15 protein-coding genes are annotated in these 16098 nt (G+C 62.2%); 10 read left to right on the forward strand and 5 right to left on the reverse strand.

Annotated features, from left to right (window positions below):
- Nucleotides 1-4 precede the first annotated feature (4 nt).
- From ccrA to KG698_RS11450, 3 genes are all read right to left on the reverse strand, one after another.
- On the reverse strand, nt 5-1300 hold the full coding sequence (gene ccrA, locus KG698_RS11440) for a crotonyl-CoA carboxylase/reductase (protein WP_213685742.1): 1296 nt from the start codon (nt 1298-1300) through the stop codon (nt 5-7).
- A gap of 115 nt (nt 1301-1415) precedes the next feature.
- Nucleotides 1416-2831: a 1-acyl-sn-glycerol-3-phosphate acyltransferase gene (locus tag KG698_RS11445; protein WP_213685700.1), complete on the reverse strand. Its 1416-nt coding sequence runs from the start codon at nt 2829-2831 to the stop codon at nt 1416-1418.
- Nucleotides 2832-2889: 58 nt separating this feature from the next.
- Nucleotides 2890-3300, reverse strand: coding sequence for a tellurite resistance TerB family protein (locus KG698_RS11450; protein ID WP_213685701.1), 411 nt, complete (start codon nt 3298-3300; stop codon nt 2890-2892).
- A gap of 107 nt (nt 3301-3407) precedes the next feature.
- On the opposite strand from KG698_RS11450, the gene KG698_RS11455 reads away from it, so the two are divergent.
- From KG698_RS11455 to KG698_RS11470, 4 genes are all read left to right on the forward strand, one after another.
- Nucleotides 3408-5054 (forward strand): lysine--tRNA ligase, encoded by a 1647-nt coding sequence (locus KG698_RS11455; protein WP_213685702.1) that lies wholly within the window; start codon nt 3408-3410, stop codon nt 5052-5054.
- 58 nt (nt 5055-5112) lie between these two features.
- Nucleotides 5113-5529 (forward strand): DUF4864 domain-containing protein, encoded by a 417-nt coding sequence (locus tag KG698_RS11460; protein ID WP_213685703.1) that lies wholly within the window; start codon nt 5113-5115, stop codon nt 5527-5529.
- A gap of 181 nt (nt 5530-5710) precedes the next feature.
- Nucleotides 5711-8002 carry a glycosyl hydrolase family 28-related protein gene (locus KG698_RS11465; RefSeq protein WP_213685704.1) on the forward strand — a complete coding sequence of 764 codons (2292 nt, stop codon included), beginning with the start codon at nt 5711-5713 and terminating at the stop codon, nt 8000-8002.
- A 96-nt stretch (nt 8003-8098) separates the two neighbouring features.
- Entirely contained in the window at nt 8099-8581 is a 483-nt protein-coding gene (locus KG698_RS11470; RefSeq protein ID WP_213685705.1) for a DUF427 domain-containing protein, read from the forward strand.
- A gap of 10 nt (nt 8582-8591) precedes the next feature.
- Here the strand turns inward: KG698_RS11470 and KG698_RS11475 are convergent, their stop codons facing one another.
- Nucleotides 8592-9071: a HugZ family protein gene (locus tag KG698_RS11475; RefSeq protein ID WP_213685743.1), complete on the reverse strand. Its 480-nt coding sequence runs from the start codon at nt 9069-9071 to the stop codon at nt 8592-8594.
- Nucleotides 9072-9202: 131 nt separating this feature from the next.
- Between KG698_RS11475 and KG698_RS11480 the strand changes: the two genes are divergently transcribed.
- From KG698_RS11480 to KG698_RS11490, 3 genes are read left to right on the forward strand one after another with little or no spacing between them, the layout of a single operon-like run.
- On the forward strand, nt 9203-9802 hold the full coding sequence (locus tag KG698_RS11480) for a carboxymuconolactone decarboxylase family protein (RefSeq protein WP_213685706.1): 600 nt from the start codon (nt 9203-9205) through the stop codon (nt 9800-9802).
- The gene (locus tag KG698_RS11485) at nt 9799-10635 is read left to right on the forward strand and encodes a DUF6206 family protein (RefSeq protein ID WP_213685707.1); all 837 of its coding nucleotides are present in this window, start codon (nt 9799-9801) and stop codon (nt 10633-10635) included. Before KG698_RS11480 ends, KG698_RS11485 begins: the two co-directional genes overlap by 4 nt.
- Complete coding sequence (locus tag KG698_RS11490; RefSeq protein ID WP_300983688.1) at nt 10628-11110, forward strand: tRNA (cytidine(34)-2'-O)-methyltransferase; 483 nt, start codon at nt 10628-10630, stop codon at nt 11108-11110. The genes KG698_RS11485 and KG698_RS11490 overlap by 8 nt, the downstream gene beginning before the upstream one ends.
- 5 nt (nt 11111-11115) lie before the next feature.
- Here KG698_RS11490 and KG698_RS11495 read toward each other — a convergent pair whose 3' ends face one another.
- Nucleotides 11116-13215 carry a xanthine dehydrogenase family protein molybdopterin-binding subunit gene (locus KG698_RS11495; protein WP_213685708.1) on the reverse strand — a complete coding sequence of 700 codons (2100 nt, stop codon included), beginning with the start codon at nt 13213-13215 and terminating at the stop codon, nt 11116-11118.
- A 70-nt stretch (nt 13216-13285) separates the two neighbouring features.
- Between KG698_RS11495 and KG698_RS11500 the strand changes: the two genes are divergently transcribed.
- The 3 genes from KG698_RS11500 (at nt 13286) to mnmH (ending at nt 16083) form a co-directional block, all read left to right on the forward strand.
- Entirely contained in the window at nt 13286-14059 is a 774-nt protein-coding gene (locus KG698_RS11500; protein WP_213685745.1) for an aspartate dehydrogenase, read from the forward strand.
- Nucleotides 14060-14146: 87 nt separating this feature from the next.
- Nucleotides 14147-15031 carry an NAD(P)-dependent oxidoreductase gene (locus tag KG698_RS11505; protein ID WP_213685709.1) on the forward strand — a complete coding sequence of 295 codons (885 nt, stop codon included), beginning with the start codon at nt 14147-14149 and terminating at the stop codon, nt 15029-15031.
- A 26-nt stretch (nt 15032-15057) separates the two neighbouring features.
- Nucleotides 15058-16083, forward strand: coding sequence for a tRNA 2-selenouridine(34) synthase MnmH (gene mnmH, locus KG698_RS11510; protein ID WP_300983691.1), 1026 nt, complete (start codon nt 15058-15060; stop codon nt 16081-16083).
- The last annotated feature ends 15 nt before the right edge of the window (nt 16084-16098 follow it).

Here is a 16098-nt window from a genome sequence, read left to right on the forward strand (position 1 = left end):
CCCGTCAGACCCGCTTTGGCCCTGCTTCCAGCACATCTTCCAAGGTGCGCAGACCGGTGCGCGGTGCTTGCACCAGCACGGCCATATTGCCCGGCTTATGCTCGTTGCGCATCATTTTCATATGCGCCAGTGGCAGGTCGTCCCATGGGAAAACCTCGGACATGCAGGGGTCAAGGCGGCGGTCGAGCATCAGCTTGTTGGCCGCTGCCGCCTGTTTGAGATGGGCGAAATGGCTGCCTTGCAGGCGCTTTTGGTGGCTCCACATATGGCGGACGTCAAAGGTGCAGTTATAGCCCGATGTGCCGGCGCAGATCACGACCATGCCGCCGCGCTTGACCACGAAGGTGGAGACGGGGAATGTCGCCTCGCCGGGGTGCTCGAACACCATATCGACGTTGACGCCTTTGCCGGTGATGTCCCAGATCGCCTTGCCAAAGCGGCGCACCTCGTTGAACCAATCGGTGTATTCATCGCTGCCGACCTCGGGCAGGCGGCCCCAGCAGTTGAAGTCGCGCCGGTTGATCACGCCCTTGGCGCCCAGATCCATCACGAATTGGCGCTTATCCTCATCCGAGATCACGCCGATCGCATTGGCGCCTGCGGTGTTGATCAGCTGGATCGCGAAAGAGCCAAGCCCGCCTGACGCGCCCCAGACCAGCACATTCTGGCCGGGTTTGAGGTCATGGGGTTCATGGCCAAAGAGCATCCGGTAAGCGGTGGCGAGCGTCAGCGTGTAACAGGCCGATTGTTCCCATGTCAGATGCTTGGGGCGCGGCATGAGTTGTTGGGATTGCACGCGGGTGAATTGGGCAAAGCTGCCATCGGCGGTCTCATAGCCCCAGATGCGCTGGCTGGGCGAAAGCATTGGGTCGCCGCCGTTGCATTCCTCATCGTCGCCATCATCTTGATTGCAGTGGATCACGACCTCGTCGCCGACTTTCCAGCGGGTGACGCGATCACCCACCGCCCAGACGATGCCCGCCGCATCCGAGCCGATGATGGCATAAGGCGCCTTGTGCTGGCGGAAGACGGAGGCAGGTTTGCCCAAGCAGGCCCAGACGCCATTGTAATTCACACCCGCCGCCATCACGAGAACCAGCACATCGTTGCTGTCGAGCTTGGGGGTATCGACCACTTCGACCTTCAGCGCATCGACCGGCTCACCATGGCGTTCTTGGCGCAAGATCCAACCATACATCTGCGCGGGGACATGGCCCAAGGGCGGGATTTCGCCCATTTCATAAAGGTCTTTCTTGGGTGCGTCATAGCTGGCGATCGCTGGGGTCGCGTCGAGGGCCATCGTCATATCTCCGATCCTTTGCGGATGCCGCAGTGCGGAATCAATCATGCTGCTGCTGCGAGGGATACAGATCGTCACGCAACAAAGCAAACCAGAAATTTAAATCTGTGAAATATTATGTCGCAAAGAAATGAATTTTCTCGTCTAGCGTGTGTGAGTTTTCGGCTTGATCGCCAATAAGATGTGCAATCGAGGCCGCATAGAAAGCGAGAAATTCCGATCCTGCCGCCGAAACAGCCAAGCGGTCGCCAATGCGTGTCACATGACCGGCTTCGATGAGCGCGCGCAGACCCACCTCCATCGCGTAAGAGATATCGCCGCGCGGGATATGGAGCACGATATCGCATGCTTCGGCCTTGGCGATCTGGCGGCGCAGCACGGCCTCTAGCGCCACGACACTGCGCACCCCACAGCTTAGCGCATGGGCGACCAATGGCACTGGTGTCACGGGCATCACCCGCGCAATGCGCGCCATGAGCGCTTGGCCAAGGTCACGGGCGGGGTCTTGATGTCCCTCTTGCATGAAATCCGTCAGGCTGAGTGGGTCGCCAAAGCTCACCGCCGCATAGCCATAGCGGTGAAAGCGGCCCGTTATCCGGTACCAAATCTGGCGGCGCAGGTAGCGCCAAATCGGCCAAAGTGTGAAGCGAAAGGCCCGCGTGCCGCTATCTTGCGCCTCGATCAGGTTACGATCTTCCATCACGCGATCATAGTTGATCGCGACGGGCACAAAGACGACATCGCGCGATTGACCGGGGTGAAACCCCTCGATGATGTAAGAAAACAGCCCCAGTTTGGGCCGCCCCATCGCGCCTGTGCGGCTAAGGCCGCCTTCGGGGAAAACGGCCTGTGTCACGCCGGCCTCGGTCGCCATCTGGACATAGCGGGCCAGCACCTTGCGGTAGAGTGCATTGTTGTGGCGGCGGCGGATGAAATAGCCGCCCATCGCGCGGACAAGCTGGCGCAACGGCCAGACCCGCGCCCATTCACCCACCGCATAGGCCAAGGCCGAGCGTTCGGCGGCAAGCCATGTGACCAGCACGTAATCCATATTGGAGCGGTGGTTCATCACAAAGATCACGGTCGAGGCCGCCGGAATATCCTCGAGCGCGCGATCATTGGCGTGGACCAGCCGCACCCGGTAAAGCGATTGGCTGAGTATCCGCGCCGCGCGAATGGCGAAACCGAAATAGGTAAAGGCCGAAAAGCCCGGCACGATCTCGCGGGCATAGCGTTCAGCCTTTTGAAAGGCGACGTCTTCGCGGATTTTGTTGCTGCGCGCATGGTCGGCGATGGCTTGTGCCACCTCGGGGTCATAGATCAGGCGGCGGATCGTGTCGGTGCGCGAGGCAAGCTTGAAGGGCTGGATCGGCGTCTTGAGGCGGGTATTGAGTTGCTCGACCGCGCGCTCCAGCCTGCGGCGCAGGAACCAGCGCACCGATGGGAATAGGAAATGCGACGCGAATGTTACCCCCGCAAACAGCAGGATCAGAACAAAAAGCCAAATCGGTAACGTGACATCGGCGGACATGATGCGCCTAGACTGTCAGCTTTGCCGCAGGCGGGCAACGGGGCGGTCTATGCCCATCTCACAGCGTCATATGCCGCGCGCGTGCGCCGCGTTCGATCGCGGCTGCATGTAGGCGGTCGATGTCCAACTCATGGCGCAATTCCTCGAGAAAGCGTAGCTCACTTTGCGCCAAAGCCCCGTCTGCCACCGCGACATCGCAACAGATCGCATAGGCGGTTTCAAACAGCTTTTCGGGCAAAGCATCGGTCACGAGGCCAAAGAATGCGTCAAGCCCGTCTTCCTCTTCGAAGAGTTCGAAGACGATATTGGCCACGCTGCGCATGCGGTCGGTGTCGTAATTGGCGAAAACCGGCAGGTGGTTCACGATCTGCTCGATATTCAACAGCTCTGCGGTGCGGATCGCCGCATCCGAGACGGACACCGCCACCATCAGCGCGACAAGGGCATCTTCGGGGCTAAGTTCGGCCATGTGGCTCTCCTTTCGTCTTTGGGAATTTATTGACGTTGCCGCGTCTGCACAATAGGGGCATGGGCGCGCGGGCGATGGGGCCCGCTGTCAATTCGGGACCGAAACAGATGACCACGCTCCGCGATGCCGCGATGACCTCCAAGGCTTGGCCCTTTGAAGAGGCGCGGGCGGTGCTCAAACGTTACGAGAAAGCCCCACCCGAAAAGGGCTATGTGCTGTTCGAGACGGGCTATGGCCCATCCGGCTTGCCCCATATCGGCACCTTTGGCGAGGTGCTGCGCACGACCATGATCCGCCGCGCATTCCAGATGATCTCGGATATTCCGACGCGGCTGATCTGTTTCTCGGATGACATGGACGGGATGCGCAAAGTTCCCGGGAACGTTCCAAACCAAGACATGCTGCGCGAACATCTGCAAAAGCCGCTGACGCGCGTGCCTGATCCCTTTGGGGAGTTCGAAAGCTTTGGCCACCATAACAACGCAATGTTGCGCCGGTTCCTCGATACCTTTGGGTTTGATTACGAGTTCTATTCGGCGACCGACTATTACGCATCCGGCCAGTTCGACGAAATCCTGCTGCGCGCGGCTGAACGTTATGACGCGCTGATGAAGGTGATGCTGGCGTCGCTGCGCGATGAGCGGCAGCAAACCTATTCCATCTTTTTGCCGATCCATCCCGAAACGGGCCGGGTGCTTTACGTGCCGATCAAGCATGTCGATGCGCAAGCGGGCACCGTCACCTTTGACGATGAAACGGGCCGCGAATGGACGCTGCCCGTTACGGGCGGTCAGTGCAAATTGCAGTGGAAGCCCGATTTTGGCGCGCGCTGGGCGGCCTTGGGCGTCGATTTCGAGATGTATGGTAAGGACCACTCGACCAATACGCCGATCTATGACGCGATCTGCGAGATCTTGGGCATGCCCGCGCCGCATCATTTCACCTATGAGCTATTCTTGGACGAGACCGGGCAGAAGATCTCCAAATCGTCTGGTAATGGCATCTCGATCGATGAATGGTTGAGCTATGCCTCGACCGAAAGCTTGAGCTACTTCATGTATCTCAAGCCCAAGACGGCCAAGCGGCTTTACTTCGATGTCATCCCCAAGGCGGTGGATGAATATCACCAGCAATTGCGCGCCTATCCCGATCAGACGCCCGAGCAGCAATTGGCCAACCCGGTCTGGCACATCCATGGCGGCGAAGTGCCCGCCAGTACGATGGTGGTGCCATTCGCGATGCTGCTGAACCTCGTCAGCGTGTCGGCGGCCGAGGATAAGGACAAGCTTTGGGGCTTTATCAACCGCTATGCGCCTGATGCCTCGCCCGAGGGGAACCCCGATCTGGATCAGGCGGCTGGTTTTGCGATCCGCTATTTCAACGATTTCGTCAAACCGACGCGTGTCTTCCGCCTGCCCGATGCGCGCGAAGCGGCGGCGATGGAAGAGTTGTCAGCCTGTTTGGGCGACGCGGCGCGCGCGCGCGATGTTCTGGCGCGCAAAGCCGCATTGGAGGGGGTCGAGGCCGGCGATGTGGCCATCGATTGGCAAAGCGACGATTTCTTGCAATCCCTCGTCTTTGCAGTGGGCAAGTTGCACGGGTTCGAACCGCTACGCGATTGGTTCTCGGCGCTCTACGAGGTTTTGCTGGGTGCCAGCCAAGGGCCGCGTTTCGGGGGCTTTATCGCGCTTTACGGCATTGATGAGACCCGCGCCCTGATTGCGCGCGGGCTGAAAGGCGATCTGGGCGCGTGAAATCGCGCGCGTCTGCGCTACCATCCCGGCATGGCCTTGTTCAAAAGGGGATGCCGGGATGCTGCGCGCCGTTCTTGCTGGAATTTTCGCTGCCTGTTTCGCTGTGATGGTCCATGCCCAAGAGGTGTTGGAGCCTCAGCCTGAGATCGAGGCCGCGATCGCGGGTCAGTTCGATGCCTTCCTTGCCGAAGATGTGGGCCGGGCGTGGGAATTCGCCAGCCCCAATATCCAGCGGATCTTTCGCGATGCCGAGACTTTCGGGCGCATGGTCGAACAGGGCTATCCGATGGTTTGGGCACCTGCCCAAGTGGATTTCATCGATTTGCAGAGTTTCGGCGGCATCTTGGTGCAGCGCGTGCAAGTGATCGATCAGGCGGGCAATGCGCATTACCTTGGCTACCAGATGATCCAGACCGAGGGTGGATGGAAGATCAACGGGGTGCAGATCTTGCCGCCGCCACAGGTCGCGGCGTGATCTTTACCAGCGCTTAATCATTCCGCTTTAGAACCGCCTGCAACCCGGCCCGATGTGCTGGGCTGTCTCACTGACATCGCTTCACAACCGAGCGGGCCGTTTACGGGCGCTGCGGTTGCCCCTTTCGGTCCTTGGACATGCGCGCGCCCAACGGTGAGCGGGCGCGGAAAAGGGGTAGAATATGAACCAGGTGATTACCGACGGGTTGGTCTTGATGCCTCCCGCTTTCGCAAACGGGTTGGGCGTCTGGTCGCGCCAAGATGGGCGGCCGGGCAGCGATACATGGGCCACCGCGCCCAATGCGGCGCTTGTGGCCGCCGATGCGGATTTCGGCAGTTGCCTAGAGATCGTGAAGACCGAGGCCACGACGCGGTTGCGCTATATGGGCCAGACCCCGATCCTGCCGGGGCTGTATCTGCGGGTTTCTGCGCGCGTTAAGGTGCTTTCGGGCAATTTCCCCAGTGTCCGCATCGCGGCATGGGCGGGGGATGGGGGCAATCAAAACCTTGCAAGCGTCACCCAAGTGGGGCCGAGCACCACGCTTGGTGCCTATGGTGCGGTGGTCACGGTTTCCGCCATCATCGGCACGGGTGCGCGCGGCGGTGTCGACATGACTTGGGGGCCGCAAGCGGCGTTCGGGCATATGGGGCTTGATCTGACCGGGTCCAATGGCGGGCAGGTGCGGATCGAAAATATCACGATCGAGGATGTGACATCGATCTTTTTCCGCAAGATGATGGATTGGGTCGATGTGCGCGATTTCGGCGCGCGGGGTGACGGTGTCACCGATGATCGCGCGGCTTTTGTTGCCGCTGATGCTGCCGCCGCAGGCCGCGAGGTGATGGTTCCTGCGGGCGATTATGTCATCGGCTCTAGCCTGACCATCAACGCGCCGATCCGCTTTGAGGGGCGCTTGGTCATGCCCGCTGGCGCACGCTTGGCGTTGAACCAGAATTTCGATTTAAAAGGTTACTCCGAGGCAATGGGCGACGATGTGCTGGGCCTACAGAAGGGCATCCAGCAATTGTTCAACCAATCCGACCATGAGAGTTTCGATCTATGTGGGCGGCGGGTGTTGCTGGATGGGCCGCTGGATGTGCAGGCGATTGTTGGCAACCGCAATACCTATGCCAATCGCCGGGTGCTACGAAATGGCCAGCTTGCGGCGCAAAACTCGCCCAATTGGGATGATGAGGTGCATACCCGCAGCGGCACATGGACGGCCTCTGATCCGCGCCGCATTTCGGGCCTGTCCAATGTGGCCGATATTCCGGTGGGCGCATTGGTCAGCGCGGGCCAAGGTGTGGGCCGCGAGATCTATGTCACAAGCAAGGATGTGGCAGCTGGGCGCGTGATGCTGTCGGGCGCACTGCGCGCGGCACCTGTCACGCAGACCTATACCTTTCGGCGATTCAAATACCTGCTCGATTTCTTTGGTTGGCTGAACCTCCAGCGGTTCATCGTGGCTGATATCGAGTTTCTTTGTGCGGGCATTTGTTCGGGTCTGAACCTGCCCCGTGACGGGTTGGCGTTCCAGATCCAAGATTGTTTTTTCACCGGACCCAAGGATCGGGGCATTACCTCGGCCGGTGAGGGGTGTCAGGGGTTGCAGATCGACCGCTGCCAATTCTTGTCGAATGAGCAAGACGTCAACGCGCCTTTGCGCACGACCATCGCCTTCAACGCCAATGTCTCGGACATCAAGGTGCGCGACAACCGCGCGGTGCGCTTTCGGCATTTCGGGGTAATCGCGGGCACCGGCAATATCTTGTCGGGCAATCATTTCTTCCAAGGTGATGGCGTGACCGACGGGCCGCGCACTGCGGGGCTTGTGTTGGCCGACCACAACATCAAGACGACCTTCGAGGGGAATTACGTCGATAATTGCTATATCGAATGGGGTAATGAGCGTGATCCATCGCCGCAATTCTCGGGGGGATTGAGTTTTCATGGCCTTTCGCTCGACGGAAATATCTTTTTCTCGACAGGCAGTGCGCCGTGGATGAATTTTATCCTGATCAAGCCTTATGGTTCGGGGCACTTCATCAACGGGCTGACGGTGACCGACAACCTGTTCAAGAAAACCACGGGCGCCCAGCTTTTCGCGGTCGAAGGGGTAGACACGAGCTTTGCCACGCTTGATTTGAGCCGCACCTCTGACTTGCTGTTTACGGGCAATACCTATCACGGCATCGTCAAGCGGACAGAGAACCCCGTGACCGTGCGCTATGTGCAAAGCACCGCCAGCAGCGTGTGGAATGTCGATCTGAGCAATGTGTCCCCCTTCGGTTCTCAGGTGCGGGGCGGCATCTCGTTTCTGGCCGAGGGGCCGCTGCGCAGCATCTCGAACGTGATCGTCTATCTGTCGCCCTATGCCGAGCCGGGGCAGGGCGCGGGCGGGCAGACCTTGCGCCTGCGCTGGCAGCAAGATGTGCGCGGCACAGCGCAAATCACCGCGCGTTTCGACGTCTAGGCAGGGGCTGATCGCGTGGCCCGCCCCAATCTTGGGGCGGGCTTTTCTTTTGCGCCTCATCGGGCTAGCTCGACCTCAGGTCAGGAGGGCAGCAGCATGACGGTTCTGCCGGTTGAGAATGTGCAAGACTACCCCCGCCCACCAAGGTTGGAGCGCGTCGCCCAACCGCTGCGCGTGATCTTTGCCGGGGTCGAGATTGCCCATGCCGATGCGGGCAGCGCGTGGCGTGTGCTCGAAACCCATCACGCGCCGACCTACTACTTGCCACCCGCCGCGGTGCTTGGCGCGGCGCTTATGCCCGCATCGCGCGAGACATGGTGCGAATGGAAAGGCAGGGCCGCCTATGTCGATCTGGTGCTCAATGGGCGGCGGTCGCGCAATGCAGGCTGGCTTTATCCCGCGCCCACGGCGCGCTTTGAACCGATCCGCGATCACATCGCCTTTTACGCCACATCGGTTGATGCCGCTTTTGTCGGTGATATCCGCGTTCTGCCCCAGCCCGGCGATTTCTACGGCGGCTGGGTCACGCCCAATTTGACCGGCAAGATCAAGGGTGCCGTTGGCACAACGCATTGGTAGGCGCGCGGGCCTAACCGATCAGATCGCCGGGCGAGAGGCGGTACGCCTTGCCAAACCCGCCATTCAAAAGACCGTCAAGCGGGGCAAAGCGCATCAGCCCGAAATCGCCAAAGTCATAGTAAAGTTGGGCCTTGGGGTAATGCGATAGGTAATGGGCCTTGAGCGCTGCCTTGTCTGCGACTTCCGCGCGCGCTTGTAGTGTCAGGCGCGGATGGGTCAGCGGATCGCCCTTTGCCCCCGGTTCCCCGATCAAGAGCGAACAGGCCGGGTTGGCGACCAAGGCCCCGGTATGGGCCGAGAGGCTGGAAATCAGCGTCAGCGGCACGCCATCCGGCCCCGGCACCAGCGCGATGCGCGTGACCATCGGCGCGCCCGTCGCGGGGTCGATGACGCCAAGGGCGGCAAAGCGCGCCTGTGCGATCAAACCCCGCGCCATGCTGCGGGCCTCGTCATCGGTGGGGCGGATCGGGTCTGTCTTGCGCTCGGTCATGGGTGCAGGGTAACGCCAAAACATGCGCCCCGCCAAGCGCCGCCAAAGGTAGCGGCGCGCGAAAGGATCGGGCATAGAAGGGGGCGTTGTGCATAAGATGCGCATCGCCCGCAGTTGAAGGAAGAAATGTCATGGCCTTGGTTCCCCCCCGCGACGAGGACGCGATGGACCCCGATCTGCGCGATCATGTGCAGTTCTTCAAAGGGCCTTTGGGCGTGATCCCGAACTCGGTGCGCACCATGGCCCATCGTGCGCCCATCGCGCGGGCATTTACCGATCTGAATGTCGCGGTGATGACCGACTACGGCGCGGGCGTGACACCCGAATTCAAGCGCCTGATCGGCTATGTCTCAAGCTATGCCTCGGGGTGCCTTTATTGTCAGGCGCATATGATCCTTGCCTCGGAACGCTTCAACGCGAGTGAGGAACGGCTGGCCGATGTCTTTGATTTTGCGGCAAGCGCGCATTTCACCGATGCCGAGAAGGCAGCACTTGCCTTTGCCCAAGCCGCGACCGCTGTGCCAAATGCCGTGACGCCCGAGATCGGTGCGCGGCTGCGCAGCTATTGGGATGATGGCCAGATCGTCGAGATCATGGGGGTGGTCGCCTTGTTTGGCTATCTCAACCGCTGGAACGATTCGATGGGCTCGGCGCTTGAGGATTTGCCGCTGTCCAAGGGCGAGGGGCGGCTGGCCGATGCGACAGGTTGGACCGTGGGCAAGCATAGATGAGTGATCTCGCCCAAGATGTGCGCGCGGCCCTTGCGGCGCGCGGCGAACCTGTCAGCCGGCTTGGCTATTTCTGCCTGCCCTTCCGGCCCGCAAGCGGCCCCTTGGCGGACCGCGTGATCAAGACCTATCGCGGTGGGCGCGACCGTGATCTTTTACAAGAACTTGGCGACCGCCACGCTGCCTATGTGGACATGCTGCAATGGGCCGGTGTGCGCCTGCCCGAAACGAAATTCCTGATCTTGGAGGAGGCGGGATATCTGCAACCCGTCATCGTGCAAGAAGCCTTGGATGAACGCATCTTGATGCGCCCAAGGCTGGAGGCGGCAAGCCTGTCCGAGATGCAAGATATCCTTGGCGCGGCCACCGTGAGCATCGCGGATTTCTGGGCGCGTGTCGCCGACCGCCCCGAGCGGATCGGTTATCACCCCTCGATCCGCAATTTCGCCATCGACGAGCAGGGGCCGATCTTTTTCGACACCTTTCCCCCGCTCATCGGCTACAGCCATGCGCAGATGGGCAAGCTTTTGCTGCGCTTTTCCGAAAGCGGGCTGGTGCGCGCGATGGGGCGCGTCATGCCGGGGCGTATCCGGGGCATTCAAGATGAATGGTATTCGCCCGCGGGCACGATCGTTGGGCTAATCGGCTCGGCAGTGCGCTTGCGCCCCGCCGATGGGCCAGCAACACTAGCTTGGGCGCAGGGTTTTGTCGCCACCCATCTCAAGGGTGCGCTGCGCGATGAGGTGCTGGCCGAGTTGGACCGCCCCCCGCGCCTGCCTGCCTATTGGACAGGGATGCGCCGCCTGTTGGGGTTGGAAGGCAAACCCAATGTCTGAGCTTGCGCGGGACGAGATGAAGATCGTTTTGGTCGCCCCCGAGATCCCCGGCAATACCGGCACCATTGGGCGAACCTGTGTGGCGCTCGATATTGAGTTGATCTTGATCCGGCCCTATGGCTTTGAGATCACAGATAAATCCGTACGCCGCGCGGGTTTGGATTACTGGCAGCATGTGCGCTTGAGCGAATATGATGATTGGGCGGGTTTTCTGGCGGCCCGAAAGCCCCGGCGTGATCAACTGTTCTTGTTCGAGGAATTCGGCACCGGCGGCACGGTCTATGATCCTGCCTATCCGCCCGATGCCTATCTTGTCTTTGGCCGCGAGACCAAAGGCTTGCCGCCCACGATCATCGCGGGGATGGAGGATCGCTGTTTCCGCCTGCCGATGCGCTCGCCCCATATCCGTTCGCTCAACCTCGCCAATGCGGCAACGGCAGTGGTCTATCAAGCGATGCGCGCTTACCTGCGCTGATGGGCTCAGCCGTTCAGCGCCTCCCAGATCCGCGCGGCACTGAACGGCATTTGCGGTGGGGTGCGTCCCGTGGGGCGGAAAGCATCACTGATTGCATTCATGAAAGCGGCAGGTGCGCCCGTGGTCGATGCCTCGCCCACGCCCTTGGCGCCCAGCGGGTTCATTGGGCTGGGCGTTTCGCTATGTGACAGCCTCAAGGGCGGCAAATCATCGGCGCGCGGCATGGCGTAATCCATGAAGCTGCCGGTCAAAAGCTGCCCGTCCTCATCCAGCGCAATCGCCTCGAGCATGGTTTCGCCCAAGGCTTGGGCAAAACCCCCCCTGATCTGCCCTTCGACCTGAAGCGGGTTCACGAGCACACCTGCATCATCATGGCCATGGGCGGCCAATAGCCGTGGCGCGCCTGTCTCGGGGTCGATCTCGACCAGCACGCCGTAGGCACCAAAGGCCCAAGCTTGGCCTGCAACCTCGTATTTGCTCTCGGCGGTGATGGGCAGGGACGCGCCCTCGGCCAATGCTTGCGTGATCTTGGCGCAAGCCTCGAGTAGCGCGCTGCCGCCGATGGCGGTGGCCCGGCTGCCCACTGCGCCGATCCCTTCGGTGACGCTGGCGGTATCGCCTGCCTCCAGCGTGATCGCCTCGGGCGGGATGCCCAAGGCGTCGCTCGCGATCTGCGAAAACGCGGTCAGGCGGCCATGGCCCTGTTGCGTGGCGCCCGTTGCGATATGGGCGGTGCCGTCTGGTTGGAGCGTGACACGCGCATATTCCCAGCCCGCTGCCGATGGATCGACGTAAAAGGCGATCCCCAAGCCCGCGATCCCGCCATTGGCCCGGATCGCGTCGCGCCGCGCGCGCAGCCCATCGAGATCGGCGGCGGCGGCGAAAGCGTCAAGTGCGGCGGCGTAATCGCCGCTGTCCAGCCGGTTGCCCGTGGCCGTGTCATGCGGCATGGCTGAGGCAGGCAAAAGATTGGCCTTGCGCAGGGCGATGGGGTCGCGCCCCGTTTCGGCGGCGGCCGCGTCGATCAGACGCTCGATAATCACATTGGCCTCGGGCCGTCCCGCGCCGCGATAAATCCCCACCGGCGGGAGTGGGTGCGCATAAGCCTCGGTCGCGATATCGAGGGCGGGGATGGTATAGCCCGATGGCAAAACGCGCGCTGCGTTAAAGGCGGGCATCAATCCCGTGCCCGAGACCCAGCCGCCAAGCGGCGCTTCGATCCGCGCCTCTAGCGCCAAAAAGCGCCCATCGGCATCAAGGGCCAACCGCCCGCGCGTGATGAGGCCACGCCCATGGGCGGCGGAGAGGAATTCTTCCGAGCGGGTGGCGATCCAGCGCACATCACGCTTGAGGTGCAGCGCGGCCCAAACGGCGAAAACCTCTTCGGGATAGGTGAACCCCTTCATCCCAAAGCCGCCGCCGACATCGGGGGCCACGACCCGCACAAGGTTAGGGTCGATTTGCAAGATGCGGGTGACATCGTTCTTGGTGCGATGCGGGGTCTGGGTGGATTGAAAGATCGTCACCCCTTCGGTCGCGGGATCAAAGCGGATCGCCACGCCGCGCGGTTCCATCGGCGATGGCGCGACACGGGGGTGGTGTGTTTCGACCGCGACGACATGGGCGGCGCTGGCAAAGGCAGCGGCAGGATTGCCCACATGCCAAGCGCGATGCGCCACACGCAGGGGGGCGGGCATGTCGCTGTCGGTGATGTCGAGCGTGATCAGATCGACAGCATCGGCCGCTTGGGCCGGGCTATCGGCCAACACGGCCACGAGCGGCTCACCCACACAAGCGATGCGGTCACGCGCCAGCATGGGAAAGGGCAAGGGTGCGTCGATCTCAAGCACGGGGGCCAGATCGGGTGACGGGTTAGGCGGGAGATCGGCACCGGTGAACACCGCCACCACGCCGTGTGCGCTCAAGGCTTGCGCGATGTCGATGCCCGCGATCCGCCCGGTGGCCACGGGGCTGCGCAAAAAGGCCAGATGCAAGGGCCGATCAAGCGCGATATCGGCGGTATAGCGGCCCTGACCCTTCAAAAGTGCAGGGTCTTCGCGCCGGGGCAGCGCCAAGCCGATGGTGTTTTTCGCAAGCGTGTTCATGCGGTTCCCTGTCGTCTTTCCGGTCTAGGGTGATACTGTGGCTTTCGGTAGAAATGGCAAGGAGCCCATGATGCGTATTGCAGTGATCGGGGCGGGGGCTATCGGAAGATGGGTCATCGCGGCTTTGCAGCGCGAGGGTGCGGGGCCAGAGGCAGTGATCTTGCGCGACACGGCCAAGGGCATGCCCGGCCTGCGCGCTGTGGATCATATCGGCGAACTGCCGCCCGGCATCACCCATCTGGTCGATTGTGCGGGCCATCCCGGCCTCAAGGCGCATGGGGTCGCAGCGCTTGCCGCTGGCATCGATGTGGTCACTATCTCGCTTGGTGCTTTGGCCGATGATGGGCTTGCCGCTGATCTGCAGGCCGCCGCGATGGCGGGCAATAGCCGCCTGCATCTGGCCAGCGGCTCGGTCGGCGCGCTTGATCTGTTGCGCGCGGGCGCGGCGGGCGGGCTGAGCCATGTGCGCTACACCGGGCGCAAGCCCCCCGCCGCATGGCGCGGATCGGCCGCCGAGGATGTGCTCGATCTCGACGCACTGACCGCACCCGCCACCCATTTCACCGGCACCGCGCGGCAAGCCGCCCTTGCCTATCCCAAGAATGCCAATGTCGCCGCCGCCGTTGCGCTGGCGGGGCGCGGCTTTGATCTGACCGAGGTGGTGCTCATCGCCGATCCGGCCGCACCCGGCAATCTGCACGAGGTCGCGGCGCAAGGTGCCTTTGGTCAATTCACCTTGCAGGTGCAGGGCAACCCGCTGCCCGATAACCCCAAAAGCTCGGGCCTTGCGGCGATGAGCATGCTGGCCGAGCTGCGCCGCTTGCGGGCTGCGATCACGACCTGAGCGGACTGGCGTGCTGCATCTGGACACCGGGGCCGCGCCTGTTAGGGTCGCGCGCTGTGCAAGATCACGCAATTGAGGGACACGACGATGGCAAAGCTGGCATTTCTTGGGCTTGGGGTGATGGGCTATCCGATGGCGGGCCATCTCAAGGCCGCGGGTCATGACGTCACGGTCTATAACCGCACCACGGCCAAGGCCGAGGCTTGGGCCGCCCAGCATGGCGGTGACTTTGCCGCCACCCCGCGCGCGGCGGCCGAGGGGTGCGATTTCGTCCTCGCCTGTGTTGGCAATGATGATGATCTGCGCGCCGTTGTCACCGGCCCCGATGGTGCGCTTGCGGGCATGAAACCCGGCGCGATCTTTGTCGATCACACAACAGTTTCGGCGACCGTGACCCGCGAGTTGGCCATGCAGGCCGCAGCCCTTGGTGTTGGCTATGTCGATGCGCCTGTCTCGGGCGGGCAGGCGGGGGCAGAAAACGGCAAGCTTGCCATCATGTGCGGTGGTGATGCGGCGCATTTTGCCGCCGCCGAGGCGATTGTTGCGGCCTATTCCAAAGCCACGGTGCATTTCGGCGATGTCGGTGCGGGGCAGTTGACCAAGATGGTCAACCAAATCTGCATCGCGGGCCTTGTGCAGGCGATGTCCGAGGGGCTGTTTTTCGCCATGCAAGCGGGGCTTGACCCCAAGAAGGTTGCCGATCTTGTCAGTCAAGGCGCGGGCGGATCGTGGCAATTGGCCAATCGCGCAGGCACGATGGTGGACAACCATTTCAACCACGGTTTCGCCGTGGACTGGATGCGCAAGGATCTGGGCATTGCGCTGGGCCAAGCCAAGGAATTGGGCGTCGCGCTGCCCGTTACCGCTGTTGTCGATCAATTCTACGCCGAGGTGCAGCAGATGGGCGGCGGGCGCTGGGATACCTCGAGCTTGATCAAGCGCTTTCGCAAGATGACGGGCGGGTCGGTGTAAACCAATTGGGCTTTGCCTTAACCGATTTGAACGCACTGCGTGCCGCAGGCTTCGACGCGATCATCGATGTGCGGAGTCCCGCAGAATATGCCGAGGATCATATCCCCGGTGCCATCTCCATGCCGGTGTTGTCGGACGCGGAGCGCGCCATCGTTGGGACGATCTACAAGCAAGAAAGCCCCTTCAAGGCGCGCAAGATCGGCGCGGCCTTGGTCGCGCGCAACGCCGCCCACCATATCGAGACCCAGCTCATGGGCCATGACGGCGGCTGGCGGCCCTTGGTCTATTGCTGGCGGGGCGGTCAGCGCTCGGGCTCCTTCGCCGCGATCTTGCAACAGATCGGCTGGCGGGCCGAGGTGCTTTCCGGCGGCTATCGCACATGGCGGCGGCATGTGGTGTCTAAGCTTTATGACGCAACGCTGCCATTTCGGGTGATCCGCCTCGACGGGTTCACCGGCACCGCAAAGACCGAGGTGTTGCAGCGTGTCGCGGCACTGGGTGGTCAGGTTCTCGATCTGGAAGGTTTGGCCTGCCATCGCGGCTCGATCCTTGGCGATGTTGTGGGGCCGCAGCCCGCGCAAAAAGGGTTCGAGACAGCGCTTGTCGCGGCCTTTGCGGGTTTCGATCCGCAGCGGCCCCTGCTGGTCGAGGCGGAATCGGCCCGGATCGGCGCTTTGCGCCTTCCCCCTGCTTTATGGGTGGCGATGCGGCACGCGCCCCGGATTGTGCTTGCGGCCGAACCGATGGCGCGCTCGCGCTATTTGGCGAGGATTTATGCCGATCTCATGGCTGACCGCGCGGGGCTCTCGCGGCGGTTGAACGGGCTGCGCGCCTTGGCTGGGCATGCGGTGGTCGATGACTGGCTCACGATGCTGGAGGCCGGACAGGCCGAGGCGCTGGCCGCCTCGCTTATCGCGCTGCATTACGACCCGGCCTATGGGCGGCTTCGCCACGGTGACCCCACAGCCATCATCGCGCAGATCGATGCCGGGGATCTGGGCGATGCGGCCCTTGACCGTGCCGCGCAGGCCGTTTTGGCCGCGCTCGTCTGAGCCTTGCCCCCTTTC

This window comes from Roseicyclus sp., assembly GCF_018402035.1.
GTDB lineage: Bacteria > Pseudomonadota > Alphaproteobacteria > Rhodobacterales > Rhodobacteraceae > Roseicyclus.